Origin of the sequence: Sulfuricurvum sp., from assembly GCF_041651515.1 — a bacterium.
Classification (GTDB): Bacteria; Campylobacterota; Campylobacteria; order Campylobacterales; family Sulfurimonadaceae; genus Sulfuricurvum.
In genome coordinates, this window is sequence record NZ_JBAZJF010000001.1 from 1 (window position 1) to 26,871 (window position 26,871).

At 39.3% G+C, this 26,871-nt stretch carries 24 protein-coding genes and 1 pseudogene; 5 read left to right on the plus strand and 20 right to left on the minus strand.

Features of this window, described 5'->3' with window-relative positions:
• From WC407_RS00005 to WC407_RS00055, 11 genes and pseudogenes are all read right to left on the minus strand, one after another.
• Positions 1 to 212 (minus strand): annotated as a pseudogene (locus tag WC407_RS00005) (hypothetical protein); the annotation flags it as partial.
• Between the two features lie 129 nt (positions 213 to 341).
• Complete coding sequence (locus tag WC407_RS00010) at positions 342 to 767, minus strand: Rrf2 family transcriptional regulator (RefSeq protein WP_373019690.1); 426 nt, start codon at positions 765 to 767, stop codon at positions 342 to 344.
• 24 nt (positions 768 to 791) lie between these two features.
• A complete protein-coding gene (locus WC407_RS00015) occupies positions 792 to 2,432 on the minus strand; it encodes a protein phosphatase 2C domain-containing protein (RefSeq protein WP_373019692.1) in 1,641 nt (546 codons plus the stop codon).
• 72 nt (positions 2,433 to 2,504) lie between these two features.
• On the minus strand, positions 2,505 to 3,782 hold the full coding sequence (locus WC407_RS00020; protein ID WP_373019694.1) for a nitrate/nitrite transporter: 1,278 nt from the start codon (positions 3,780 to 3,782) through the stop codon (positions 2,505 to 2,507).
• Between the two features lie 132 nt (positions 3,783 to 3,914).
• Positions 3,915 to 6,521, minus strand: a complete 2,607-nt coding sequence (locus WC407_RS00025) for a diguanylate cyclase domain-containing protein (protein ID WP_373019700.1) — start codon at positions 6,519 to 6,521, stop codon at positions 3,915 to 3,917.
• A 316-nt stretch (positions 6,522 to 6,837) separates the two neighbouring features.
• Complete coding sequence (locus WC407_RS00030; RefSeq protein WP_373019702.1) at positions 6,838 to 7,155, minus strand: hypothetical protein; 318 nt, start codon at positions 7,153 to 7,155, stop codon at positions 6,838 to 6,840.
• Positions 7,152 to 7,640, minus strand: a complete 489-nt coding sequence (locus tag WC407_RS00035) for a hypothetical protein (protein ID WP_373019704.1) — start codon at positions 7,638 to 7,640, stop codon at positions 7,152 to 7,154. Before WC407_RS00035 ends, WC407_RS00030 begins: the two co-directional genes overlap by 4 nt.
• Positions 7,641 to 7,653: 13 nt before the next feature.
• On the minus strand, positions 7,654 to 8,481 hold the full coding sequence (locus WC407_RS00040) for a transporter (protein WP_373019706.1): 828 nt from the start codon (positions 8,479 to 8,481) through the stop codon (positions 7,654 to 7,656).
• Positions 8,482 to 8,582: 101 nt separating this feature from the next.
• Positions 8,583 to 9,689, minus strand: a complete 1,107-nt coding sequence (locus WC407_RS00045) for a tetratricopeptide repeat protein (RefSeq protein ID WP_373019708.1) — start codon at positions 9,687 to 9,689, stop codon at positions 8,583 to 8,585.
• A gap of 151 nt (positions 9,690 to 9,840) precedes the next feature.
• The gene (locus tag WC407_RS00050; protein WP_373019713.1) at positions 9,841 to 10,098 is read right to left on the minus strand and encodes a hypothetical protein; all 258 of its coding nucleotides are present in this window, start codon (positions 10,096 to 10,098) and stop codon (positions 9,841 to 9,843) included.
• Positions 10,099 to 10,941: a DNA/RNA non-specific endonuclease gene (locus WC407_RS00055; RefSeq protein WP_373019715.1), complete on the minus strand. Its 843-nt coding sequence runs from the start codon at positions 10,939 to 10,941 to the stop codon at positions 10,099 to 10,101. It abuts the gene before it with no gap.
• A 575-nt stretch (positions 10,942 to 11,516) separates the two neighbouring features.
• On the opposite strand from WC407_RS00055, the gene WC407_RS00060 reads away from it, so the two are divergent.
• Entirely contained in the window at positions 11,517 to 12,008 is a 492-nt protein-coding gene (locus WC407_RS00060) for a hypothetical protein (RefSeq protein ID WP_373019717.1), read from the plus strand.
• On the opposite strand, the gene WC407_RS00065 is transcribed toward WC407_RS00060, so the two are convergent.
• The 3 genes from WC407_RS00065 to gltX are packed head-to-tail and all read right to left on the minus strand — an operon-like array spanning position 11,911 to position 15,145.
• The gene (locus tag WC407_RS00065; protein ID WP_373019719.1) at positions 11,911 to 13,566 is read right to left on the minus strand and encodes a lytic transglycosylase domain-containing protein; all 1,656 of its coding nucleotides are present in this window, start codon (positions 13,564 to 13,566) and stop codon (positions 11,911 to 11,913) included. The genes WC407_RS00060 and WC407_RS00065 overlap by 98 nt on opposite strands.
• Complete coding sequence (locus WC407_RS00070) at positions 13,563 to 13,850, minus strand: YggT family protein (protein ID WP_373019721.1); 288 nt, start codon at positions 13,848 to 13,850, stop codon at positions 13,563 to 13,565. Before WC407_RS00070 ends, WC407_RS00065 begins: the two co-directional genes overlap by 4 nt.
• Positions 13,847 to 15,145: a glutamate--tRNA ligase gene (gltX, locus tag WC407_RS00075; RefSeq protein ID WP_373019725.1), complete on the minus strand. Its 1,299-nt coding sequence runs from the start codon at positions 15,143 to 15,145 to the stop codon at positions 13,847 to 13,849. The genes WC407_RS00070 and gltX overlap by 4 nt, the downstream gene beginning before the upstream one ends.
• Positions 15,146 to 15,271: 126 nt before the next feature.
• Between gltX and WC407_RS00080 the strand changes: the two genes are divergently transcribed.
• Positions 15,272 to 17,167, plus strand: coding sequence for a hypothetical protein (locus tag WC407_RS00080; RefSeq protein ID WP_373019729.1), 1,896 nt, complete (start codon positions 15,272 to 15,274; stop codon positions 17,165 to 17,167).
• A 20-nt stretch (positions 17,168 to 17,187) separates the two neighbouring features.
• Here WC407_RS00080 and WC407_RS00085 read toward each other — a convergent pair whose 3' ends face one another.
• Positions 17,188 to 17,838, minus strand: a complete 651-nt coding sequence (locus WC407_RS00085; protein WP_373019731.1) for a TrkA family potassium uptake protein — start codon at positions 17,836 to 17,838, stop codon at positions 17,188 to 17,190.
• On the minus strand, positions 17,839 to 19,140 hold the full coding sequence (locus tag WC407_RS00090; RefSeq protein WP_373019733.1) for a TrkH family potassium uptake protein: 1,302 nt from the start codon (positions 19,138 to 19,140) through the stop codon (positions 17,839 to 17,841).
• 190 nt (positions 19,141 to 19,330) lie between these two features.
• Between WC407_RS00090 and WC407_RS00095 the strand changes: the two genes are divergently transcribed.
• The 3 genes from WC407_RS00095 to WC407_RS00105 all read left to right on the plus strand — a co-directional run bounded on the left by WC407_RS00095 (position 19,331) and on the right by WC407_RS00105 (position 22,844).
• Positions 19,331 to 20,191 (plus strand): hypothetical protein, encoded by an 861-nt coding sequence (locus WC407_RS00095; RefSeq protein WP_373019735.1) that lies wholly within the window; start codon positions 19,331 to 19,333, stop codon positions 20,189 to 20,191.
• A gap of 43 nt (positions 20,192 to 20,234) precedes the next feature.
• Positions 20,235 to 22,202: a diguanylate cyclase domain-containing protein gene (locus WC407_RS00100; protein ID WP_373019737.1), complete on the plus strand. Its 1,968-nt coding sequence runs from the start codon at positions 20,235 to 20,237 to the stop codon at positions 22,200 to 22,202.
• A 150-nt stretch (positions 22,203 to 22,352) separates the two neighbouring features.
• Entirely contained in the window at positions 22,353 to 22,844 is a 492-nt protein-coding gene (locus WC407_RS00105; RefSeq protein WP_373019739.1) for an ankyrin repeat domain-containing protein, read from the plus strand.
• A gap of 192 nt (positions 22,845 to 23,036) precedes the next feature.
• Here WC407_RS00105 and WC407_RS00110 read toward each other — a convergent pair whose 3' ends face one another.
• Genes WC407_RS00110 through aspS form a run of 4 tightly spaced genes read right to left on the minus strand, consistent with a single transcriptional unit; the run spans position 23,037 to position 26,817 of the window.
• Positions 23,037 to 23,777, minus strand: a complete 741-nt coding sequence (locus WC407_RS00110) for a competence/damage-inducible protein A (protein WP_373019742.1) — start codon at positions 23,775 to 23,777, stop codon at positions 23,037 to 23,039.
• 46 nt (positions 23,778 to 23,823) lie between these two features.
• Positions 23,824 to 24,471, minus strand: coding sequence for an adenylate kinase (gene adk / locus WC407_RS00115; protein ID WP_373019744.1), 648 nt, complete (start codon positions 24,469 to 24,471; stop codon positions 23,824 to 23,826).
• A 15-nt stretch (positions 24,472 to 24,486) separates the two neighbouring features.
• Positions 24,487 to 25,059, minus strand: a complete 573-nt coding sequence (locus WC407_RS00120; RefSeq protein ID WP_373019746.1) for an adenylate kinase — start codon at positions 25,057 to 25,059, stop codon at positions 24,487 to 24,489.
• A 3-nt stretch (positions 25,060 to 25,062) separates the two neighbouring features.
• Positions 25,063 to 26,817, minus strand: coding sequence for an aspartate--tRNA ligase (gene aspS / locus WC407_RS00125; protein ID WP_373019748.1), 1,755 nt, complete (start codon positions 26,815 to 26,817; stop codon positions 25,063 to 25,065).
• Between the last annotated feature and the right edge of the window lie 54 nt (positions 26,818 to 26,871).

Here is a 26,871-nt window from a genome sequence, read left to right on the forward strand (position 1 = left end):
GTTGCACGGACAGTATATGCATTTGCATCTTTTTTTGTTGAGTTTTGAACATCAACGTTTTCATAACGTGTACGAACTTCTCCGTTAAACTTCGCATTATTAAAGAGTGTAAAGCTATCATCTGCGCACAGAGGTAAAGCAGCAAAAAACAGAGATAATAGCATGGTAGGATGGGAAAAGGCACCTTTTCCTAATTGATTCAAATGCTTCATACAGAAAGCTCCTTATTCAGATTAATTTATCTTAATAATTGTAGATAAAAAAGTCTGAATTGTATCAAAGAAACTGATTAAATAATGCCCAATGTACTATTTTAGATTAAATATGAAGATTGAGAAGCGTCAAATCCGTTTGACTTTGCGTTCTAATACGTCGTTGGTGATCTCACTTAAACGCATAGCAGAATACATTGACAGCATTTCTTGACGCCACACATCCCATTGAGCGTGAAGGGCACACGGTTTTTCAGCTTCACACTCTCCGATACCGAGGACACACGCATCAAAAAATACTCTTCCATCCACAGCTTCGATGATGGAGAGGAGGGTGATATCGGAGGCGTCACGGGAGAGAGTTACCCCTCCTGATGCTCCGCGCTGAGAGAATAATATTCCCGCATGCACCAATTTCTGAAGTGATTTTGCCATAAAATGAAACGGGAGTTCCAATGCTTCGCTGATCTCTTGTATCCGATGAAACTCGCCGGAGGGTTTGGTCGAGAGCCATACGGCAGCTCGGATAGTATCTTGGCAAGCGGAAGAGAGCATGATCAACCTTATAAATGAATAGCGTTATTTTGACACATAAAGGACAAAAGTCCAAACTTCCAACGCCAACAGTATAAAAAACCCGATTTTGTAAAACAGAAGCGGAGATCGTTCGATCAACGGAGTTGCTTTGCAGAAAAAAGGTTTTACTTTTTCAGGTGCTTTGAGTTCATAAAAAAACTCCGAGTAGTGGGCATATCGTTGATCGGGATCGATGGCAATGGCGTGCATGATAATCGAGTCAAGCCAGAGCGGGATATTGCTATTGAGTTTTACCGGACGTTTTGGAAATTTAAATGATGGCGTTTGGAAGGGTTCGATCTCACCGTAAGGGAATTTTCCCGTAAGCGCCCAGTAGAGGGTTACACCGATGGAGAAAATCTCAGTCGATTCGTTGATGATACCGCCGCTAAAGCGTTCAGGGGCAAGATAGGTAGGTGTTCCGGCACGAGAGGAAGTCGAAAAGATTTCGACGATAGAGCCGAAATCGACCATTTTAAAATCGACCCCCGCTTCCCCCTCTTTTTGATATACGAGAATATTTTCGGGTTTGATATCACCGTGCACGAGTCCTAAATGGAGCAGATGAGCTTCTGCACGATGGAGAAATTTTCCTAGAGCAATGGCATTATCAATTGAGAGAGGACGATTTTTGAGATACTCTTGGAGGTTGACCCCTTCGACAAGCTCCATCATATAGTAGCGCATACTCCTATTTTCCGGTATCCACGCATGACCGAACGCTTTATGGGAGATCTGTTTGGCTGTCCACGCTTCGCGAACGAATTCATCCAGTGCTTGATCATCATTCGCAAGCATTGGAAACTTCATGACACAGAGCTTAGCGTCTTTGATCACTTTCCAAATCCGACGATGCTCCATCATGCTGGAGAGGAGGGTGTATCCGTCGATCACTTCACCTTCTTTGAGTATTTCCGGGATCGGGAGAAGGTCATTTTTTATGGCATGGAGCGGATCGAGGGATTCGATACGAAAAATCTGAAGACTCATATCGTCGCGCTCATCCGAACGGGCATTTTGCAAAGCGCTGTGAACGATACTGCTTGCCCCAAGCCCTTTTTGTAGCAGAGTACTTAAGGATGCATCATCTATCAGATTGTATACTCCGTCACTGCACAAAATGAGAGTGTCTCCGACACTGATCGGGGTTGAGACGATAATCGGATCAATAGTTTCGAAGAGTCCGCATGCTTGAGTGAGAACATGGGACATCGTGTGATCGTCCATCGTATGATCGGTGCTTAGACAGCATAACTCACCCTCAGAATTCAGCAGATAGATACGGGAATCACCGAGGTTAAGAGAGTAGAGCGTATCCCCTTCAATGACGGCTAGGCATAAGGTACTTAGTAATTCAATCTGACCATACTGTGCCATTGATTCTTTGAACAATAAGCTATTGATATGGCGGGTAAAAACTTCCATGGTTTTAGGAATATTCCACGCTTTAGGTCGGCTTTTGAATTGATCCATAAAAAATTTAACGCATTGCCGCGCTGCCGTACCGCCACGCTTCGCACTTCCGACACCATCACATAATACACTGATCAGAATCGAATTATCCAGTACGGTATGGGCACATACGTCATCCCCTGTGGTGGAAGATTTTGGGAGAATATATTCAGATGATTGCAGTTGCAGCATGTAAAAACCTCTTTCTCCTATTGGTCATTCCCGCATGTGCGGGAATAAAATTGTATAACCCGCGATAGCGGATTAAATTCTTCCACCGGCAGTGGTGCCCCACGTCGTTCTCCATCGTGTTTTGACTAGAGAGATTCCGAAGATCGCCACGATAACAAATCCGGCAAAGATCAAGAACCCGGCGCTGTAGCCGTCAAATGCCCCTTGAGACCATCCGAAGGTTTTAATCAGGGCAGAACCGCCTAAACCTCCGGCTGCACCGATAAGCCCTGTCATAATACCGATATCTTTTCCGAAACGCTGCGGTACGAGCTGAAATACCGAACCGTTTGCCATCCCAAGATTCGCCATGATTAGAAACATTACCACAATTGCTGCCCAAAACGGGAGAGATATAAGCGCACTGATAAGTGAGAGGATCACAATACTGCCGTAAAAGACGTAAAGTGATTTTATCCCCCCCATTTTATCGGCGATGGCACCGCCGATCGGACGTAATACCGCACCGGCAAAGATGCATAGCGCTCCGAAATATCCGGCAGTTACTTTGACATTTTCTTCCGCAAGAAACCCAAGACCGAATGCACTCATATCCGCTTGATAGGTATTCATCAAGTAGACTTTCATGTAATTGGCAAATCCGACAAATCCTCCGAATGAAACGGCGTAAAAAAGATTAAACCACCATGTGTCTTTATCCCGCAGGAGTTTCATGTAATCGCGGAACTTTTTAGGATTCGGTTTATAAACGCTGTCAGGAGCATCTTTGGCCAGAAAGGCATAAGCGATCAATACGAGCGTCGATAATGCCGCACCCACAAGAAATACGGAGGGCCATCCCCAGATTTGGGCAATTTTAGGGGCAAATAAAAAGTCGATAACAACACCGATATTTCCCGCACCCGCAATACCTAAAACAATTCCTTGCAAACGCGGCGGATACCATTGCCCCGCTTGAGGCAATGCAACGGCAAATGATGCACCCCCGAAACCAAGCCCAAGTGCAACCATCAATAATTGATTGTAGGTAATAGCATCCGATTGCATAAAAGCAAAAAAGAGGGTGGCAATGACGATTATTTGGGAGACAAGGGCCGTTTTTTTAGGTCCGAACTTATCGACAAAGAATCCAAGCACAATTCGCAGCAGTGCACCGGAGAGTACAGGAACGGCTAACAGTGTTGCCTGCTGATCCGCAGAGAGGGTAAACCCATGCTTGCTGAGTGTCTCACCAATCTCGGTTGCTAATGGACCTAGCATGGTCCACATCATAAAACTAAAATCGAAATACAAAAAAGCGGCAAGTAGCGATGGCCAGTGTCCTTCTTTTTTTAATTCAGCGAATTTCATACTACACTCCTAATTCAGATATTAAAGTCTGAATAATTGTAGTCTTTTAAAACGATAATATGAACACTATATTGATTAAAATATATACAAAATGAGCGTGGCAGTTAGAGAAAGCAAAAACTATCTAATTTATCAAACCAACTGAGCATCAAAAATATGATAACGGTTTTTACCGGATTGCTTAGCTACATACATTGCCTGATCGGCCTGACGAATAAGTTGATCCCCGTCCACTTCATCCTCTTGAGGATAAAAAGTCATTCCGATACTTGCAGATACTTGAACTATTAAATCATCAAGTTGAATCGGTTGGCTTGCCGCTTCAAGAAGCCGTGTGATAATCGGTATTGCGCCTGAGGCCTCATTTAAACCTACGAGAATAGCGACAAATTCATCTCCCCCTAATCTGCAGAGGGTATCTCCCTCCCGCAATGTCTGTTTCATCCGTGTTGATAAACCTATAAGCAATTGATCTCCAATACCATGTCCGTATGTGTCATTTACTGCTTTAAATCCATCCAGATCAAGATAGAGCACTGCCAATTGTTCTCCCCGTCGTAGGGTTTGAATCATTCCTTGGTGTAGACGGTCTGCTTCTAAAATACGGTTTGGCAATCCTGTAAGTGCATCATAATGCGCAATGTATTCGAGTTGGCGAGCATGTTCTTTCATCGCCGTAATATCTTTGGTACTGACCAGTACCCGTTGTTTGTCAGGTAAGAGGGTGGCAGTCATATTGATGTAAAGTTGTTTTCCATCTTTCACCACGCATGTTTTTTCAAAACCTTTGATGAAACCAAGCGTAAAAATGCTTTCCATCGCTTCCTTCGAACGAGCTCTGTCCTCTGGAATACTGAGCGAGATACAATTCATTCCCAGCAGTTCTTCCCGTGAGAATCCGGTCATTTCTAAATAAGCGTCATTGAAATCTAAGAAATTGGCTTCTTTGTCCAAGATCGCGATACCGTCTTTTGATGTATTGAAAATGGTTTTAAATTCATCTCTTTGTTCTTCCAGCTCTTGCTGAAGATTTTTTTCTTCAGTAATATCATAAAACCACCCCAACACACATCCTTCCCCTTCAAATTCAATTGGCATGTAAGAAGCTAATACCCATACGGTTTGATTATTAATGGAGAGTTCTATAAGTCGGTCGTAAATAACTTCTTTGTTTTTGATCTGGGTAACAATTTCGTCATACTCTTCTTGATGTGCATAATATTGTTTTGGATTTTTCCCTAAAACGTTAGAGATATCTGCTTTGATCAGGCGTGAATATGCTTCATTGGAAAAAATCACTTCACTTCCTTCCCTCTTCGCAATCCTGACAGCAATCGGAGACATTTTCAACAAGCTTAGAAGGGTGTATTCACTTTTTTCCAATTGAGTTTGATATTCCATCTGTTTGCTGATATCCTGAACGGTACCTAAAGAACAAAGGGGGGTTCCATTCTGGTCAAACTTTGTTTCACATTGTTCACTCACATATTTAATTGCTCCATCCTTCATCAGAAGTCTATGGGTTATTTCGTATTTTTGTTTTGTAATGAGTGAATTTTCATAGGCATGTGCAACCTTGCTACGGTCATCAGGATGAATAACATTTAAAAAGGCATCGTATGTAGGCTCAAATGTATTTTTATCAAGTTCAAAAATCTCAAAAATCTCATCAGACCAATCGAGTTTATTGCAGCACAAATCAAGATGCCAATTGCCGATTTTAGCAATTTTCTCGGCCTGTCTAAGGTTTGCTAATAGCTTGTTAGTTTCTTCATCAGCAATTTTTCGCTGGGTCATATCTTCGAAAATTGCAATTGCCCCTTCAATAGTACCATTTACATCACGCAGCGGTGCATAGAACATAACAAGCCAGAGTGGCGTATTGCTCAGTGTTGAGATGTATTCACCTTCAAACGACCCCTCTTTGCCTTCAATAGCTTCTCTTAATGCAGGTATTATCCGTTGATCTTTCAACGTATTCATATCAAAGCCGATAATATTTTCTTTTGGAGCTTTCATAAGCTGCATAAAACGGTCATTACAGTAGGTGATCATCAGCTCATTATTGTAATGAAGTATGCCCGCTGGCGAATGTTGAAGGATGAGACGATAACGTTCTTCACTTACCCACGCTTCTTTTTCACTTGCTTCGGCTTTGTGCTGCAAAATGCTGCTTTGTATCATACTCGCATTAATAAATCGCCCAATAACAACCATAAATCCGAAATAGAGGATAAGTGCTACACCCATATTTGAAACTATGCTGGTTTCGTCTAATAATAGATATGCCGTGATAGGAAATAACGTCAGAATAGAAAAACCAATGCTACTTGGAAGGTCAGATGCGTTTGAAACGGTGTTACCCGCCGTTAAACCTGCTAAGATAAAAATTAAAAATATTAGATGATATAAATCATTGCTGGAAAAGAGTAAAACACCGATTGAGCCCCAGAGAACTCCGGATATAAAGGTACCGATACGTATATTTCTTAGATGTAGACGTGCAATCTCTTTATTTGCTTCAATAGTACGTTGATAAACGGCAATTATTTTTACACGTATTAATGATACTAAGAGTAGGGTAACGAACCATATTAAAATCATCTTAGGATTAGATATGTTTCGCTCGGCAAAAACAAGTACCAACCCCAGCAATAAACTTGTAAGAATTCCGGGCTTGCTTGTTTTGAGTAAATTTTGCAGCTGTTCCGACTGTGATAATTGATTCGTAGTTTTCATCGAGTCTTTTGGCCTTTAAATGTGATGATATGAGGAATGAGTTGTTAAAATTTGATCTGTAAATTTGAATTATTTATTATAGCAAATGATAGATATCATATCTCATTACGTTAGATTACAGTGTGAATCAGAAATTTTCGTAATACGTAAAGGAGAAAATAATGTATCTATTATATTGATATAAAATAATATTTATTTATAAATTAACACAGATATTGTTGAGTATCGCTATACTATTGTAAAATACAAATCAATATAAGTGCAATTATGAAAAAGTTTTTATTACTTGTTATATATGTGTATGAGAAATAAATCATTACAAAAAGAAAAACCATCCGATAAGTCCAAATGATGACACAAACGCTGAGACAATCACTATTTTAACCAATCTATCATCTTTGAATTTTTCAAGTGAATTCATACGGTAAAATAATATACCCAATAATATAAATAGTAAAACATCAAAGATACCGTGTGTAATCCAATGATGTCCACCAATAGTAGCCATAAAATGTTCTAAAGGTTTGTACGAGTCTTTAACCCATGCGAGTATAGTATTAAACAACAGTGTTATGATAGTTGATAAAGTAAAAGCAATCGATAGATTATCAAGTTTTTCATTATTTGTATTCATTTTTTACCTTCCACTGCACTCATTTCACTAAAAGCTATTTTTGAACCTTCACTTATAACCGCACCGGCTCCTTCTATAGCAAGTGCTATTATGATAATCAGGGCGCAAATAGCAATGACCATTTTACGTGCCAAAGCATTGGAATGCAGGTTATTCCGAGTAGCTACTATGGGTAGATACAATGAAAGGATCAAAGGGATAAAAAACAAATGCTCTTTAACTTCCATAAAAAAGTTATGGGCAAACGGCCATGAACCTTTTAATATCATGGCTTTTTCTGATGGGTAATAATCAAGATACCACGCGCCTCCGAAAATCCAAGCTAAAATCATCCAGCCAACTACATTGTAAGCGGCCCAATTAATGCGTTTCTTGTTATTTTCATTGGCATTGAGTGCTTCAACAAGAAGCCATACTGCTGCAAGGATACTCAATACTCCAAAGGCAGGATGAATAAAAAGTAATATATCGGGTGTTTTAATCATAATACACCTTTATTCAATGCGTCGTCTGAGATATTGACCATGCAGGTTGCAGAGTAGGGGGAGTTACTTCCTCTTCATCTCCACCGAATGACCACCATAAGCCAAGATAGCCAACGGTATGATTTTCACCATTGACACTGTGTCCTGCCGAAAAAAGAAGATTGAAATCGGGAGAAAATTTGTAATAGCCACCAAGATTCACAATAGTCGTGCTTTGTCCATCAACTGCATCTTTTTGACGAGCAAATACTTCCCCTCCTAATGTCCATTTTTCACTAAGCTCTTTTTGCAGTTGCCAACCAGCGAAAGAATAATTTTTTCGACCTTCTGCTGTATTAATGACATATCCGGCTCCGCCATAAGTCGTCCATTCATCCCAGCTTTTTTGTGCCCAAATAGGCAGTCTCCACCATGTTTTTCCATTGCCGAGACCTTTGTTAACGTCTCCCGTAGCAAGTTCAGCCATTGGAAAAATACCGATTTGTGGAGAGTTGTCGGTTTCTTGTATAAAACGGTATTTCACACCGAGTTCTACATCCCCTGTTCCATACTCAGATGAAGCATCAACCGGAATACTTCGAGCAAACGGAACAAGGATATGCAATTGCATATCAGGGAGAACTCCGTAGTTGTATTCAAATGCAGGAAGTGCTGCACTCTTTGCACTTCTCGTTTGGTCATAGGTAGAGAAGATATAGAACTCACTGTGTTTATAATCGACTGGTGCCGGATCATCGGTAAAGAATGGTGGGCCTGCGAGAACTTCAGTCGCATATGCGAACATGGCTAGTGTTGAAAATTCCAGAACTCTTTGTTTGTACGGTTGAAATCTTTTTTGCATAATTAAATTATCTCTCTTCTTAGGGATTGAAAGATTTTGAGGAACTTTATCAAAAAAAGTGTTAACGCAGTCTTACAACTATCTTATGATATTATGGGCTTTTACTTAGAATAATAAGCCTTTCTCAATAATTTTTTAACTTTTGGCTTGATTATATTATCAGTAGAATACATAATCTCAAGATTAGAGCACCCCCCAGAATATCCTCCATTACAGGCTTTTTTAAAGAATTCATATGCTTTAAATTTATTTTGTTTTACTCCTTCACCATCATAATATGAATTTCCAAGATTAGCACATCCTATCGCATCTCCTCCAAGACATGCTAAGGAGTAGAAGTTGACTGCTTTAGCATCGTCTTGTTTAACTCCTTCTCCAATATCATACTTAACGCCAAGATTAAAACATCCAGTTGCGTTTCCTCCGTCACAGGCTAAGGAATAAAATTTAACTGCCTTTGCATTGTTTGGCTTAACCCCTTTACCCTTAGTATGCATAATACCAAGGTTTAAGCATCCATTAGCGCTTCCACTATTGCAAGCTTTTGTAAAAAGCTCAAATGCTTTTAATGTATCTTGCTCAACCCAGTCACCTTTATCATACATTAACCCAAGATTTAAGCAACCTATAGCATTTTCACCATCACATGCTTTTGTGAAGAGTTCGAATATTGTTGGTTTGTCTTGCTTCGCTTCATCATCACTATGAGAATATAAAAGTCCAAGATTAGCACATCCTCCCGCATTTCCTGCATCACATGCTAACGTGTAAAATTTAACTGCATTGAATTCGTCTTGCTGAACTCCTTCGCCATTATTATACTTTGTGCCAAGATTAGCACATCCCCCGGCATCTCCTCCATCACATGCTAAGGAGTAGAATTTGACTGCTTTGGTATCGTCTTGCTGAACTCCTTCACCAATATCATACTTAACACCAAGATTAAAACATCCGGTTGCGTTTCCTCCATCACATGCCAAGGAATAAAATTTAACAGCCTTTACATTGTTTTGCTTAACCCCGTTACCATTAGCATGCATTACACCAAGATTGCAGCATCCTTTGGCATTTCCGCTATAACAAGCTTTTCTATAGAATTCTATTGCTTTCACAAATTGTTGCTTATTATAAGCTTTGAGCGCTGTATCAAAATAATCTGCGTAACTATTAATACTAATTGATAAAAACATAGCTAAAAGAATATTCATTCTCTTCATATTTATATAATCCCGTTCTTAAATGAAATAAAAGAGTAAGCTTAGAATAACTATCTATTAATTTTTAGAGTATATCTTCTAATCTTCATCGCGATGTTCTTTTTACCTGCAGAAATTCGTTTTAGATCACCGAATATATTCTTTATAAGAATGAATTTTCAATATTATCTGCACGCTTTGTCTCTATATGTTCAGGAAGTGATTTGTCCCGCTTCAACGCATCAATTGATGCATCGATAATACGTTTTAGTTTTAATGCGTATTCAAGCCCTTGTTGATCTTTTGTGATATCAAAAGATCCATAGAGCGAAATACGGTCATGCCGATTTTCCACTGTAAGATTATCAATCAAAAAACTATCCGTTTCATTTTCATAAGCCATAAATGCTTTTGTTGACATTTAATAAATCCCTTGAAAAAAAATTTTAAAAAAATGGAATATATTATCGTTTCTTATCCTATCGTGTGTATGCTTGTTTTTTACTATAGGATCAGGTAACTTCATAGCAAAATTTTTGGAAGATTCATCCATCTTCGGAAAAAATCGAATATCAGAGAGTTGTTCAAGCTGAGAGATACTGATAACTTTATAATTTTCGCCTGCTTTATTGTCAACAATATAAGCAGCAGCTTTATCGGTGGCTGGGTCATAGATTACTTTGTATATTTTAGTCGGGACTAAGACTCTTCCTCCAATACGCTGAAGGCTTGAACCGATAAAAAGTGGCCCAGTTATAATATAGAGTTCACCTTTTTGCTTTGTCAACTCACGCGTTGCTTCTTCAATCCCTGCCCATATCCCACGATTGTTGTCTTGATCTTGCGGAATCATATTGGCTAAAGTAAAGCACTCATGTTGTGCTTGTACTGTAGGCATGTCGGCAGCGGGTGCCATATGCCCACGATCATATTTGGAGTGAGAATAATCTTTCAGCTCTGCGCGAAAATCTGGACGGAGTTGTTCTTCAGGATGAAAATTATTAGATCGTTTACTTTTGGAGCATAATCCATCACGTGTAAGATGCTCTGCCGACCATAAAGGGGTACGAGAAACTCCCGAGTGCATCACAGCAAACGATGAAAAACATAATTCTTCAGTTTTAACAGTAAGCTTGCTATTTAGAATATCTGGTGCAGTATTAGCAAAATAGATATCCTCACAATGCGTTGAATGTGCATGGAGTGTTACGGAGAGTAGAAGCGTGCTGCTAATACCGATAAAAAAATATTGAAATGGTTTCATGCGCCGCATTCTATCTCATTTTATTCTTAGAACCGTATTTTATACGTAATACTTTTGAAGATTATGGTTTATTTTATATTTGAGACATACAATTAAGCACTGCTCTTTCTTTCTGAAATCGGCTCATTTGTTTATGGTCGTTTCACGTTTTAGTGTAGAGCTTTTATTATTGCATTGTTCGGAGTAGACAACAGATACCAGACGGCGTGAACGGGTATATTTGGATGAAGGATTATGTTCAATAACTCTTTTGTGATATCCACTGTAATCCAAGTATAGAAAATATTGTCACCGCATCTGATTATATAAACGAATAAGGGCCTGCTTATTTAGTTATTCCATTTGAAAGAATATAACATAAATAAATTTTTTTTATTATAAATTATAATTATTAGAAGTGCTTTTGTCTTTAGCAGGGTGTTTATTTCATTCTTGTACTTTGATAGGAATGCTTTAGCAAACTCTCAAAAACTTTAAAACTTAATCGATGAGAAGAGAGCAAACTAAGGGAGTTGAGAATTATTCTAAGGCGAGTTGACGTATAATCATACATATTTTAAGAGTCAAGGATTGTTATGCGTTTTTCATTAATAACTTTATCAGCATTGCTTCTATTCAGCGGTTGTTCACAAAAAGGGGCTTTTGGTCTTTTTAAAATGGATGAAGCGCAGGAGCGGGCTGTAGAAGAATCACGAAGTGGAACGATCGTACAATCCTTCGAAACAAAAGTCATTTTTTCATCACTTTATCTGAATAAAATTGATCCAAAAACGTATAAAGATGGCGAATATTTTATTGCGGCACTCTATTTTGAAAATGATAACCGCGCTATACGAAATCTCGATATAGCTGAATACGGATACCATCTTACCCTTAACGGTCAAAGTCCTACCAGTATAGAACCTCTTGATGATAAAGATCAACGCCGCAGATTAATGCCGACACAAAATAGTTGGAACCGATATTATTTTATTCGGTTCGACTCAGCAGCGCAGATTGCTTTAGCGCTTCAGCTCGAAAATAATCAGACTGGCTCGGTTGTATTAAATTATCGAAAAGGGAACTGATTTTTATCTCTTCTCCCAATATTTTTTTGTAAATGACATAATTGGACAGAACGCGTTTTCCATACTCTCGATTCTCGTCATTTCCGATAAGTTCCATACTTAAAAATGGCTCATATGAACCCGGTAAAAAGCGTCCCCCCTCCGTTAAAAGACGTTTGGTTGATCCCAGACCGCCATTATATCCGTACGCAACAAGGATAGGATTATAAAGTTTATCCGTTAAATGTTTAAGATGGGCGACGGAATAAGCGATACTGTATTCCGGTTTTAACATGTCAAAATAGGTCGTTGGTTTTAAAGAGAGAACTTTACTAATGCTATCGACATTAAAGGGCATAATCTGCATTAATCCGAGAGCAAAAGAGCGTGAAATTAATCCGGGGATAAAACGGGTTTCCTGACGCATAAGTGCATACACCAGTGCTTTTTGATCATTGGATAATGTCCCCATGTACTGATCGTATGCCATCGTGAAATTATGAATATACGGTTCATACATTCGTTCCAGTACGTATCCCTGAATCCCTACCGACTCATTGCCGTCACATTGATTGACAAAGTTTACTAACGTGTCGGGGGTAACGGTCATAATCTCTTGAGAAAATGTTCGCCACTCAAAAGGATCTATCCCTTTAATACTTGCGCTGTTTTCGGTCGTGGGCAAGGTAGTAAAATAGTTTTCCGTCGGTAGATTGAGTATTTCACGTGCATAAAGAACATACATATTGATGTCGAGACTTTGAGAGAGTTCGTCAAGATAAATGGGATCTTTTGTGATCTGATACATCCAAAAAGTCGTTTTGTCCCGATCAATCGGGGTATGAAAACGTCCCTTTGCCTCTTTGAGATGATCCAATGCGATTGAGAGTTTTCCGTATTTGATCGCGTTCATAGCTAAAAAGAAATGGGTTTGAGGATCAAACTGTCCACCGGAAAGGTCACTGAGCGATTGTTGCAGCTGATCCATTTTGGGATCCGTTACCGTTAAAAATACAAAGGTGCCAAACGCTTTCATTTGGCTTAGAGCACCTAAGACTTCCGCTGTAATGGGATGATTAAAATGTTCATAGCGGTATAGTGCTCCGGCTTGACGAAAAAGAATGGACTCGTTTTCTAAATTATCGGTAGAGGCAAAAAAGCTCTCTTGATTGAGGGCTATGAGCCATTGGGTATTCCCAAATTGGTTATTTAGACGTGTTGCTATCATCTCACGTTCTTCTGGTTTCAGAGCGGTTGCTTTAGCAGGTGTTAGGGCAAGCATAAGACAATCATTTTGCTCGATAAGGGGAAGATTGCAAGCGGGCTGTGTCATACAGTTTACGGTGTATTTGATCTCAGGTTCATCCGTTTTGGCAGCATAATCAAACAAAAAGCGCTCATTGACATTTTCAACTTGATAAAATGCCTCACTTGCTTGTGAAGCATTGATCTCTTGATGCAAAAACTGCCAAATCAAAAAGTTTTTTTGACGGGATGCCGGTTTGTCTGATATTTCACTCAATGTTACACCCAAGAGGCTGGATGCCAGAAGTGCAGATAATAGAAAGGTACGATTCACGACATCACCATAGCATTAATTATATTAACCAATATTACATCTGCGACTTGCAGAAGTATAATCAAAATCAAAGGCGCTAAATCCAATCCATTAAAAACAGTCGGAAACATTCGTCGGATAAAGGCATAGGCCGGTTCTGTAAGACGATAGATGATTTGAACGATTGGGTTATAGGGGTCAGGACGCACCCAAGAGAGAAGCGCCCCGATAATAACGACCCAAATATAAATACTGAGCAGAGAATGGATAATTCCACCCAAGCCGGAAGCTATTCCACCCATCATTTTGCCACCTCTTTAAGATAATTTTTGAGATACGTATATAATTCATTGAGTTCAGGTCCATGTTCTGCACCGCCGATCAGGATTCTAAGCGGTTTAAAAAGGCTTTTACCTTTTAAACCGCTGTGTTCCATTAAATACCCTTTATACGATTCGTAATCATCAAAATGGGGAGCTTTAAGGGTAAGATCGCGTAGGAGTTCAAATCCTTCTTTGTATTCATCTGGGACAACTTTAGGGGTGAATATAGCACTGATTTTGACACGTAATTCTTTTAGAGTACTTGCTTCTTCTAGAAACAGTTTAGCCAATTGTCCGATCTCAGTGTCGGCAAAACCTACGTAGCGTGAGAGTTCTTTCGGATCTAGCCCCTTGAGATGCTCACGATTGATGAATTTGAGTTTATCGATGTCAAAGCGGGCAGGGGCTTTGGAAATATCAGCCAAATTAAACCACTTGATTGCCTCTTTGAGAGAAAAAATCTCGGTTGGCGTTTTATTTCCCATCAATATAAGATAATTTATGATCGCTTCAGGGAGATATCCCTCTTCAAGAAGCCATTTTACACTGGATGCATCATCTCGTTTAGACATTTTTTTGCCTTCAACTCCGAGTATAATCGGAAGATGGGCATACTCTAGCTTTTTATCGTACCCGAGAGCTTCGTGGATAGCAATTTGTTTAGGTGTATTACTCAAATGATCTTCACCTCGAATAATAAGTGAAATATCGGCAAGCATATCATCTACGGCACAGGCAAAATTATAGGTAGGGTATTTATCGGCACGCATCAAAATAAAGCTGTCAATATCATCCGGTGCAAAGGTGGATTCCCCTTTGATAATATCATGCACCGTGATGGAGTGATCCGGTTTTTTAAGACGAATCGTAAAAGGAGCTTGATTGTCGATAACCTCTTCAGGATGGAGATTCTCACAGGCTCCGTCATATCGGTAGGCGATTTTATTGGCAATGGACGCTTCACGTTTGGCATCAAGTGTTTCAGAGGTGCAAAAACAGTTAAACGCTTTTTTGTCTTGAAGCAATTGGATAGCCATAGCACGATGAAAACGGAGATTATTACTTTGCAGCTGTTGCTCTTGGTACTCAATCCCGAACAGCGCTAAAATAGCAAATATCTCTTCTTCTTTGCCGGGTATATTTCTCTCTTTATCGGTGTCCTCAATGCGGATTAATAAAGGCTCTTCACGTTGAACGGAAAGTATATAGTTAAATAAGGCGACACGAAGATTGCCGATATGCATATCTCCCGTCGGGCTGGGGGCAAAACGTAGCATTGTTCTTCCTAAAACTTTTTTGCAATTTTAGCAGAATCTGTGTTTAACGGAGCTTTGAATCATTTTAAGGGGAGTGTGGTTTCCAATTGGATACAATTATTATTATTTTAAAACATTAGGGATTAAATGTCCATTCAAAAAATTCTAAAGTATTCTAAATTTTTTGATCTTCTTATCATGCATGAAGAAGGAATTGATCTCCCTTTTTCTGATACGGCAAAACACGTTTTTCGCAATGTCTTTTTTAGGCCAATCACTCAAACGGTTCAGGAAGAGTTGAATTGCCATTTATTGATTGTATGTGCGTCTTCGGAAGCCTTAATAAAAATGCCTACTCCGTTAAAAACTCTATTATCATCTATACAAAGTCTTGAAATTATCGTATTGTCTCCAAACGCACATTCTGATCTTTCAGTATTAAAATCTTCTTTGTCTGTTCGTGCTTTAAGTGCTAATACCATACCTCAAAATGAGAATGAATTTGTTGATGAAATGATCAAAGTATTCCCCTCTTTAATTAAAAAACATAACGAATCGATTACTGAAAAGCATTACCGTTATATCATAGAACAGTCAAACGCTCTTTTTTCTATACATAGGGAGGGTAAAACAATCTATGCGAACAATACCTTTAAAGATTTTTTTGGTGCCACTAATCTGAGTGAACTGGATCAACATATCCAAGATGGTGAATTAGCAAAGATAATTGCTACACCGGGTTCCAATCAAAAAATAATTTCAAAGATAAACAAAACACAAGATACATCATCCGAATATTTTATTAACACTTATCCGTTAAAAGATGGCGAAACATTAATCGGCATTGTTCCGCTGAGTGCCCCTTTACATACATGTGAAAAGCGATTACTTAACCGCATGAGTTTTATTGAATTGCTGAAAAATGCTTTTGTTATCCATAATGGAGAAAATGAGTCGATTCCTATTGTTATTATTTACATTGAAAACAGTGAAAAGATAATTAATGATAATGGTCAAAATATTTACAATGACATTTGCAAAGAGATTCTTCTCCTTGCAAATAGTCATTTTGGACAAGAAGCCGAGATCGCACAGTGGCACAAGGATGTTTATACCGTTATCTGCCCAGGTGCATTGTTCGAAGAACTTAAACATATGTTGGAAAAATTTCATCAAGATGTTACAGCTCATGTTGCTCTTGAAAAAGCGGTTCCTTCTTTAAATTCCTTTGTTATTGATATGCAGGGAACTGATTTAAATAGTGCCATTGCTATTATTGATCATATTTACCATAGACAGCTTATTAAAGATGATATTGCTGCGCTTACATACCATGAAGTTTCTGCCGTTAATGATGCTATTGATGATAAAGAACAAGTTCTTATTTACTTAGAAAAATTGATGTTTGCCAAATCCCCTATTAAACTTCTCAACTTTTACAAAGGAATTCGAATCACTACTTCGGCACGCATCGTTAAAATTGCTGACGGATTAGTCTATACCTCTATCGAAAAAATGCAAGGTTATGCAATGAAGTTGGAGCAACATACGGTTATACAAGCAACTAATTTGCCCTATGATCTTCAAGCAGATGTCAAAATTGTCGATGTCGGCAAAAAAATAACCGTATTGTCTCATTTTCAGCCTCTAAAAGCTTCCGCAAACAATCGGCAGTACATTCGTATACAAAGTGATCATCGAATGCATGTCACCATTACTTCGTCTAAACGAGTCATGGCTGGAACCGTGATGGATATCTCGATCAAATCAATCGCGTGCAAAATTAATGCCTCTACGATACTACCTGATATTGGCTCACCCGTAATGCTTCAGTTTAGTCTACCTTTAGCAAGTGCCGATGAGGGAATGGCTAATATGTCAGTTAGAGGAAAAATTCAATACGTACAATCCGATAATGAATTTATGAAAGTGGTAGTAGACCTTGATTTGGAAGAACCATTTGAAAGTTATATGATTGAATACATTTATAATCGTCAGCAAGCGCTCATCAATGAAATCAAAATGATAGCAAATAAGCTTTAGCAATCATTTTGATTTTACCCTTAGACTTTTTTACTTAGTTCTTCAATATGGGCACTATTTCCCAAAACAACAAGAATGTCTCCAGACTCCAAAATATCATTATTTTCGAATGAAGTATGCCATATCCCTTGATGTTTATAGGCAATAGGTTTCACCTCAAAATCAGACTCGAATATTGGGGAAAGAATCGATATTCCTACCCAAAAAGTGGGAACGGTCAGTTTTGCAATTTTCATAGTAATCGAGAGGTCAATTGTCTCATAATGCATATTTTTAACCATTTTTTTAACGATTTTTTTAGCTGATTCCATCTCCGGATAAATAACTTTTGCCGCTCCAAGTTTTGATAGGATTTGTCCATGTACGGTAGTGATAGCTTTGGCAACTACCGTTTCAACACCTAACTCTTTAAGTGCCATAACCGTAAGAATACTGGCCTCAATGTTTTCACCGATACTCACTACGGCTACATCAACTTGACCGATACCCGCTTCTCGGAGTGCCCGGATATCGGTAGAATCTAAAACTATTGCATCTTGTACAAATTCATTGATATCACGTACGTGATCTTCATCCAAGTCCACTGCAATAACATTCATCCCTTGTTGTGCCAAACCTTTCGCAACATGAAAACCGAATTTTCCTAAACCAACGACAGCATATGTTTCCATCTAAATCACCACCTTTCCTTCTGCATATTTTATTCGGCTTTCCGCCGCTTTTCCGACAATCACGATGGTGAAAGCAAAGACGCCAACACGCCCCATCAGCATTAAAATAATAATATTAAGTTTTCCCCAATCACTAAAAAGGGCACTGTAGCTGAGTACCCCGCCGTTTCCGGTAGAAACACCCACCGTACCAAATGCCGAAGTGGTTTCAAATAATATCCGTAAAAACGGTAATCGTTCCACTTCACTTAAAATAATTGTTGAAACAACAACATAAATAGATGCGATAAAAATGAACGCGTATGCTTTGTTAATCTGATACGGTGAAAGAGAACGCCGAAAAATATGTGCATGTGTGTCACCACGCAGCGTATACCAAACTCCGATAAGTGCCAATGCCACAGCTGTTGTTTTGATACCTCCGGCGGTACCTCCAGGACTTCCTCCGGTCATCATAAAGAATGTGCCGAAAAAAAGATTCGAATCGGTAAGAGTAGAAAAATCGATTGTATTAAAACCGGCCGTTCGATAATTAACAGAGGCAAACCATGCGGCTAAAATCTTTTCATAGGTACTCATCGGTCCAAAAGATTTTGGATTGTTCCACTCCATTGAAAGAAGAATAGCCATCCCTAATACGATCAGTATCGCGGACATAATCAATACCAATTTTGTATGGGTTGAGAGTCTAAGAACACGTCCTCGATGATAATGATAAAGTTCGAGAAGTACCAAATAGCCTAGTCCTCCAAGGATAATTAATACCGGTATTGTCACATTGATGACAAAATCTCCTCGATATCCCATCAGGTTATCACTAAAGAGCGAAAACCCTGCATTATTAAAAGCAGATACGGCATGAAACACACCAAACCATGCAGCTTGGTTCAAAGGCATATCAACCCAAAAACGGAGGGTCAATACAATCATCCCAATGACTTCAATCGTAAAAATAGTCGAAAATACAATTTTCAAAAAGCGCACCAACCCATCCATACCGGGATAATTCAGTGATTCTTGCAAGATTAGACGGTCACGATGACCTATTTTTTGACGGCGCATAACCGCTAAAAAGCTCACGGCTGTCATATATCCTAAACCGCCTATTTGAATCAATAGAAGAATAATCAAATGTCCGAAAGAGGTAAAATCCACGGGAGTATCTTTTACAATGAGGCCTGTTACGCAAACGGCTGATGTGGAGGTAAATAAGGCATCCATAAATCTAAGCTCCCCATTGTGGGCAAAGGGGAGGGATAGCAATAGGGCACCTAAAAAAATCAATGCAATAAAGCTAAACAAAATTAATTTGATTTCACGAGTATGCGTAGGAGATCCTTGAAAGAATGATTACTTGAGTGGCGAAATGCTACGCTTGACTTACTTAATAACTACTTTATCCTTAAGTTTCCATTCCACCTTCAAATCCCATATCGTTCTTAATCCAATGGGTGCTAAAACTTGGATTGAAAATTTACTGACGGAGATTTTCATGAAACGACTTATTAGTATCTACACGGAACATAAGAATAGCGTACAGTTTTATCTTCGCACAACAATGGAAAATTTTCACCCTACCTCTCTAGCACTTAAAGATATGCGGCGTTTTTTTGAGTTTGAAAAAGCTGCTGAAGTCATTTATGCTGTCAATGCTACTTTTATTCAATCCACCCCTAGCTTCGGAAGAAATTATAGTGATGAGGATCGTGACGGGACCGATAAATCTTTTTATTTTAAATGGGTCAGTTTTGCTGAGGAATCTATCCATATTAGCAACCCTTATCTGCATCATGTTACGGGATTACCCACTCTTACCGCCGTAAAACGAGATCAGGACCGTTATATAGTCGTCGATTTTGATATGCTGAAACTCTTGGAAGAGCTTCGACTTATTGAGCATAACAGCGGATTTGAAAAAATCAATACGCTTGTTATGGGTAGCGGGGGTATATTACTGGGTCTTGTGTCCATTTTTTTAATTTTATACGGTGCATATATCTTTTTTTCTATGTTATTTTCCCCCCATACAGGAGAGATAGTTATGCATGAAATATTTACATCCATTATCTCAATTACCATCGGTCTTGCCATATATGATCTTGCAAAAACACTTATAGAAAATGAAGTTTTATTTAAGACATTTAATTACGGTAATGATTTACAAAGTAAAACCCTCAGTAAATTTTTGACTTCTATTATTATTGCCCTCTCGATTGAGTCGCTTATGGCTGTATTTAAAATAGTATTAGATGATTATAGCAAGCTTATTAATGCTTTTTATCTTATTATCGGTGTTACATTACTCATTGTCGGAACAGGTATATATAATCAACTTTCACGACAAGTCAAGTAAACTTGAATAATAATAAATTGTGATAAATAGAGGGGAGATGCTTATGCAAAGTATAAAAGAATTTCTGATTCATACTTTCATTAGTCAGAAAATTCAGCGTACTCCATATTATCTTATCGCTCTGCTAACCATTAATATGCTAATAGTAACGGGGGTAACAATCGGATTGCTCTACAACATTGGGTATAACCGAAAAAAAGAACAACTCGTAGATCTTGTGAAAACGCAAAGTGTCATGATTAAAATTGTTGCACGGCAAGCTCTCTTAACCCATAATATATACCCTTCGGATATCGACAAAAATAATGTTGCAGAAAAATTTATCCGACAGATAACAGAAAGATATCCTCAATACGGCACTACAGGTAAAACTGGAGAATTTACTTTGGGCACACGCGATAATGGGATGATACGATTTATCTTCAAACAGCGCTACATAAGCAATAAAAAACAAATTGCTGTCCCATGGAAGTCAACATTGGCTGAACCCATGCACCGAGCTCTAAAAGGACAAACGGGAGTTGATGTCTTACTGGATTACCGTGGAAAAAAGGTACTTGCGGCATACGAACCCATTTCATATTTAGGATGGGGTATTGTTGCTAAAATAGATATAGATGAAGTACGTGCTCCGTATATTAACGCTGCCGTATATGCATTTGCATTTTCTCTTTTATTGGCCATTAGCGGAAGTGTTATTTTTTGGTTATATGTCAATCCTCTAGTCAATGAGATAGAAGAATCTCGCCAATTTAACAATTTATTGATTTCCAAGTCTCCAACCGGATTAGTATTATGTTCTTTAGAGGGGAATTTTATTGATGTAAATGACACATTCTTGAAAATTATCGGACGAAGCAAAGATCAAATTTTTGCCCTTAATTATTTCGATTTAGTTGCAAGTAAATATCTTGAAAATGAAAAAACAAGGTTAAAAACCTTGCAAAAAACCGGATCATTCCCTCCTTCAGAAAGTTATTATATACACAGTAAAGGTGATCACATCCCTGTAAAAGTATCAGGTGAACGTATCGTAATGAAAAATAATACTTGCTATCTGTGGTTAAGTATTGATGATATCCGAGAGTTTAAAGCGAGAGAAGCTGAGTTAATGCTAATGGCTACCGTATTTGAAAATGCGCAAGAAGCAATTTTTATAACCGACAGTAAAAAAATTATTATCAAAGCCAACCAAGCATTTACGGATGTGACGGGCTTTTCTTTCGAAGAAATAGAGGGACATACGCCCAGTATTCTCAAATCGGGGCGGCATGATCATGCATTTTACCACCAGATGTTCGAAACGATTCACAATACGGGAACATGGCATGGAGAAATATGGAATAAACGTAAAAATGGAGTAATTTATCCTTCTCTTCAAAGTATTTCTGCAATATACGATGAAAATAAAAAATTGATTCGTTACGTATCCATCCTAACGGATATAAGCATACAAAAGGCGTATGAACAACAACTTTTTGACAATGCTCATCATGATCCATTAACCCAACTTCCCAATCGTCTCTATTTTTATCAAAAATTTGATCAAATGCTTCTACGGGAACAGTATGCAAAAGAAAAATTTGCATTATTTTTTATTGATCTTAATAGATTCAAAGAGATCAACGATACTATGGGGCATGATATAGGAGATTACTTATTGAAATCGGTTGCTTCATCACTAAAAGCAAGTGTGAGAGCAGAAGATTTTGTGGCACGTCTTGGTGGGGATGAATTTGTTGTTATTATCCAATCCATATCTGACAATGAGGAAGTAATAGCTATTGCGAAGCATATGCTGAATGTAACACAAAATATACTTCAGATACAAGACTATGCCATTACCCCATCTCTTAGCATCGGGATTGCAATCTATCCGGATCATGGCATAGAACGATCTGTTTTACTAAAATGCGCTGATGAAGCTATGTATTACGCTAAACACCATACTAAAAAACATTATGCCTTGTTCCATTCTTTAAACGATAAAGAAGTCGAAGATCTGATATAAGAAGAGAGAAAAGTACATGATGGTTGTAAGTAATAAACTTTTCAATAGCAATAGTTCGATGTCTATGCCAGTTTCTGGTTTGTCAGTGTTTGATGTAGAGACTTGCATGTTATACTACGGGTCAATTTTATAAAGATGCAATGGATTATCATGGAAATTTGGACTCAATTATTAAAAGATAATAATTACTTAGGGATCAAGCAATATCTAAAGAATGGGGGTAATCCAAATGAACAAGAAGAAAATGGTGAATCAGTCATTTGTTTTGCTTTGCGTTATCACTGTGACGAGGATGTGTTAAATCTTTTAATTGATAGCGGTGCTGATCTCATGCATATCGACAATGAAGGGGTAAGTGTATTTGATGTAGCGGTTACTTATAATAATCTCCCCATCATTGAGCGTTTGATTAATGTTGGATTTGATGTTCATACTGCGACACGTAACAGTGGGTTTACGCCGCTTATGGGGGCTGTATGTTACGGTCGTGTAGAGGTAATTAAAAAGCTTCTTACGATGGGGGTAGATCTAGATGCTAGAGATTCTCATGGATTAAGTGCTCTTGATTTTGCACGGAAAATGCATAAAAAAACTATCTTAGAACTTCTTCAAAGTGAGAAAAATATTAAGGCTCAATTTTAAGTGTAAAATTGGGCCGACGTTTAGGCGTTTTAGCCTTAGGTTTGTCGATATAATAGCGACGATAAAAACCATATATCACTATCATAAATGCCAAGGCTATTAGTAAAAAACCTATTTGCTTCATAGTCAACCTCTCTTCTATAAAACTATATCGTCAATCTTACAAATAAGTTTTAATTATTGAAGTGTTGTTTATTGAATAACGTAGAAAATTGATTTTTCTTCTAATTCATTTACAAACGTCATAAAAGAGTTTTCGCAGATGTTTGGATCAATAGATGCAACGGATATTTCGACGGTGGGATTGCCATTATTCATCATGGGTAGAGAAGAAAATTCAACGCATTCATCAAGGCGCTCCATCACATGAATCAATGTGTTTTCACTCGTATGTGCTACTAATGTTTTACGGTAGATGAGATTTCCCTTCGGATAAAATTTCTTTAGCGCTTCTTCTACCATTGGGTGAGACATTTCAGGAAATCCCGGCATAAAGAAATATCGATCTTCTAAATAAAATCCTGACATATTATTGATAACGTTGTGCAGCAAGCCGGCATTTTTTGGCAAATATGCCATTTGTATGCGATGGGGAAATGCTGCCTCGCCAAAACGCTCAATGATATGACGGGTAAAATCTGCATGAGGTTCTAATTTTCCATTGGAAAAGATTTCAGAAGCGATTTGTCGCGTCAAATCGTCAGGGGTAGAACCGATACCTCCGAAGCTAAACATTACGGCATCGGGATCATTCTTTATCATAGAAAAAATTGATCGTAATAAGGGTGCATCGTCTTTTACAATAAATGAAGAGAATAGGGTATGTCCACGTTTGAGAAGTTTATCCCGTGTATAGATGAAATGTTTGTCTTCACGACGCCCGTTAAGAATTTCAGAGCCGATAATAACGGCATAAAAGTGGGGAGTTTTCATAAGAGGATTATAACACGAGATTCCCCGTGAAGGGAAATAAGAAGAATTATTTTAATTGAGAAAGAATTTCTTGTTCAACAGCATCAATTTTTTGGGTTCCATCGATGGTGATGTATTTAACGGAGCTATCAGCAGCGGCAACGCCTTTGTAGTAGTTGACAAGCGGAGCAGTTTGGTCATGATAAACACGGAGACGATCCAAAACCACTTCGGCTTTGTCATCAGCTCGTTGTACCAAATCTTCTCCGGTCTCATCGTCTTTTCCTTCCACTTTTGGCGGGTTGAAAACGACATGATAGGTTCGTCCCGATGCAAGGTGGGCACGGCGTCCTGACATACGCTCAACGATAACGCTGTCAGCAACATCGATTTCTATCACGGCATCAATAGCTACTCCCGCTTCTTTGAGTGCATCGGCTTGTGGAACGGTACGCGGGAAGCCGTCAAGAAGGAAACCGTTTTTACAATCATTTTCTAGAATACGCTCTTTGACTAGACCTATAATGATCTCATCGGTAACAAGTTTGCCTGAATCCATAAATGATTTGGCCAATGTTCCGAGTTCGGTTCCCGCTTTGATAGCGGCACGGAGCATATCACCTGTTGAAATTTGAGGAATGTCGAATTCCTTTGTCAAGAATTGCGCTTGTGTCCCTTTTCCGGCACCCGGAGCACCCAAAAGAATAATTTTCATATTAATTCCTATCAATTAGATTTTTGTTTTGATAAATGCTTCCATCTCATCGACAATAGCTTCGATGGCGCGTTCACCGTTGATTTTTTGGAGGAGATTTTTTTCCTCATAAAAAGCTTGTATCACCGATAAAGGATCGGTATAAACACTCATACGGTTGTTAAATACTTCTTCTTTGTCATCGGCGCCGCGAGAACGTCCGAGGACGCGATCACGTGCTACCTCTTCGCTTACCACCACTTCGATGATACTGAGTAGCTCAATGGAGTGATCGTTTTGCAAAAACTTATCGAGTTCGCTCATCTGCTCGAATGATCGAGGATAGCCGTCGAAGAGGATAACATCTGAGGGGGAGGCTTTGATCGCACTGGTGATCGTCTCAATCGCGATCTCAATCGGAACGATCATTCCGCGGCTGATAAAGCTGTCGATGAGTTGTCCGCGTTCCGATCCGCTGGCTACTTCGGCGCGGAGGAGATCACCCGTCGAGTAGTGGACGATTGACTCGCTGTTACGCGCGGCAATCATCTCCGCATCGGTCGTTTTGCCTGAACCCGGTGCACCGATGATCAAAAATAATTTTTTCATCAATTATTTGGCACTTTCACGTAGACGGATGTGAAGTTCGCGGAGTTGTGTTAACTCTACAGGACTTGGTGCTTGAGTCATGATACAAGAGGCTTTTTGGGTTTTCGGGAATGCGATAACGTCACGGATACTGTCTTTTTTAGAGAGCAACATCATGAATCGGTCAAATCCGATAGCGAATCCACCGTGCGGTGGTGCTCCGAATTTGAGTGCATCGAGGAGAAAGCCAAATTTTTCTTGAGCCTCTTCTTCTCCGATCCCTAAAAGGGTGAAGATTTGCTCTTGAAGCGCTTGTTTGTGGATACGGATCGATCCGCCGCCAAGCTCAGTTCCGTTGAGGACAATGTCATAGGCGATCGATTCGATGTCTTCGAGGTGCTCGTGGTTCAAATCACGCGGCATGGTGAACGGATGGTGGAGCGCTTTGACACGACCCTCTTCGATTTCGAACATCGGGAAATCGACAACCCAGACAAATTCGAAGCGATCTTTGTCGATCAGGTTCATTTTTTCATGCTCGGCGATGAAGATACGAAAACGACCCATATAATCCCAGACCGTTTTTTTATCCCCCGCACCGAAGAAGACGACGTCGCCCACTTCCATCCCCGTACGATCGACGAGGAGCTGCAAATCTTCAGGGGTGAAGAATTTCTCCAACGGTCCTTTGAGACCGTCCTCTTTCATTTGGAAGTAGCCGAGCCCTTTGGCACCGAATTTACGTACGTAATCTTCGAAGCTTTTCATTTCGCGTTTGGAGAATACCAAATCGGCACCCGGAACGCGAAGCGCTTTAATACGGTTCATTTTAGGATTAGCAGCGATACCTGTGAAAATTTCGTTATCACAACGTGCGAAGATATCGATTACATCAACCATTTTAAGGTCATATCGAAGATCGGGTTTGTCTGATCCATACCACTCCATCGCATCGGAATATTTGATACGGTTAAACGGAGTAACAACAGTGTGACCCGCAGCGGCAAACATCCCGACGATTAACTCTTCGGCAACACGGATAACATCTTCTTGGTTACAGAAGCTCATTTCAACGTCGATCTGGGTGAATTCGGGTTGACGATCGGCACGCAAATCTTCGTCACGGAAACATTTCGCGATTTGGAAATAGCGGTCAAATCCCCCCACCATCAAGAGTTGTTTGAACAATTGCGGTGATTGGGGGAGGGCATAGAACTCACCTTCATGTACACGGCTCGGTACGAGATAGTCACGCGCACCTTCCGGTGTTGATTTGGTGAGTATTGGGGTTTCTACTTCCAAAAATCCTAATGAATCGAGTACATTGCGTGCTGCGATTGCTGCTTTTGATCGAAGTAAAAACGTGTTATACATGGATGGGTTACGTAGATCGAGGTAGCGGTATTTAAGACGAATCTCTTCACCGACATTGTTGTCACCGATGCTGAAAGGGACCGGTTCACTCCGGTTTTCAATGATAAGCTCGGTAACAACCACTTCGATTGCACCGGTTTTGAGGCGAGGATTAACAAGTCCTTCCCCGCGATTACGGATATGCCCTTTTGCAATCAGGACGAATTCGTCACGTACTTCGCTGGCAACCTTATGCGCATGGGCATTGTCTGTAGGATCACAAACGAGCTGAATAAGGCCGCTTTTATCGCGAAGATCGATAAAAACGATTCCACCATGGTCTCGATAGCTGTTTGCCCAGCCACATAAAACGACGTCTTCACCGACGTTTAATTCACTTAAATCGGTACAATAATGACTTCTCAAATCAAAGTCCTTGATCTTTATTTTTTGCAATTATACCTCTAACAATCTTTTTGT

Coding starts and splice junctions, on each gene's coding strand:
- WC407_RS00010 (WP_373019690.1), bottom strand. CDS start 767: ATGCTCTCTTCCGCTTGCCAAGATACTATCCGAGCTGCCGTATGGCTC.
- WC407_RS00015 (WP_373019692.1), bottom strand. CDS start 2,432: ATGCTGCAACTGCAATCATCTGAATATATTCTCCCAAAATCTTCCACC.
- WC407_RS00020 (WP_373019694.1), bottom strand. CDS start 3,782: ATGAAATTCGCTGAATTAAAAAAAGAAGGACACTGGCCATCGCTACTT.
- WC407_RS00025 (WP_373019700.1), bottom strand. CDS start 6,521: ATGAAAACTACGAATCAATTATCACAGTCGGAACAGCTGCAAAATTTA.
- WC407_RS00030 (WP_373019702.1), bottom strand. CDS start 7,155: ATGAATACAAATAATGAAAAACTTGATAATCTATCGATTGCTTTTACT.
- WC407_RS00035 (WP_373019704.1), bottom strand. CDS start 7,640: ATGATTAAAACACCCGATATATTACTTTTTATTCATCCTGCCTTTGGA.
- WC407_RS00040 (WP_373019706.1), bottom strand. CDS start 8,481: ATGCAAAAAAGATTTCAACCGTACAAACAAAGAGTTCTGGAATTTTCA.
- WC407_RS00045 (WP_373019708.1), bottom strand. CDS start 9,689: ATGAATATTCTTTTAGCTATGTTTTTATCAATTAGTATTAATAGTTAC.
- WC407_RS00050 (WP_373019713.1), bottom strand. CDS start 10,098: ATGTCAACAAAAGCATTTATGGCTTATGAAAATGAAACGGATAGTTTT.
- WC407_RS00055 (WP_373019715.1), bottom strand. CDS start 10,941: ATGAAACCATTTCAATATTTTTTTATCGGTATTAGCAGCACGCTTCTA.
- WC407_RS00060 (WP_373019717.1), top strand. CDS start 11,517: ATGCGTTTTTCATTAATAACTTTATCAGCATTGCTTCTATTCAGCGGT.
- WC407_RS00070 (WP_373019721.1), bottom strand. CDS start 13,850: ATGATGGGTGGAATAGCTTCCGGCTTGGGTGGAATTATCCATTCTCTG.
- gltX (WP_373019725.1), bottom strand. CDS start 15,145: ATGCTACGTTTTGCCCCCAGCCCGACGGGAGATATGCATATCGGCAAT.
- WC407_RS00080 (WP_373019729.1), top strand. CDS start 15,272: ATGTCCATTCAAAAAATTCTAAAGTATTCTAAATTTTTTGATCTTCTT.
- WC407_RS00085 (WP_373019731.1), bottom strand. CDS start 17,838: ATGGAAACATATGCTGTCGTTGGTTTAGGAAAATTCGGTTTTCATGTT.
- WC407_RS00095 (WP_373019735.1), top strand. CDS start 19,331: ATGAAACGACTTATTAGTATCTACACGGAACATAAGAATAGCGTACAG.
- WC407_RS00100 (WP_373019737.1), top strand. CDS start 20,235: ATGCAAAGTATAAAAGAATTTCTGATTCATACTTTCATTAGTCAGAAA.
- WC407_RS00105 (WP_373019739.1), top strand. CDS start 22,353: ATGGAAATTTGGACTCAATTATTAAAAGATAATAATTACTTAGGGATC.
- WC407_RS00110 (WP_373019742.1), bottom strand. CDS start 23,777: ATGAAAACTCCCCACTTTTATGCCGTTATTATCGGCTCTGAAATTCTT.
- adk (WP_373019744.1), bottom strand. CDS start 24,471: ATGAAAATTATTCTTTTGGGTGCTCCGGGTGCCGGAAAAGGGACACAA.
- WC407_RS00120 (WP_373019746.1), bottom strand. CDS start 25,059: ATGAAAAAATTATTTTTGATCATCGGTGCACCGGGTTCAGGCAAAACG.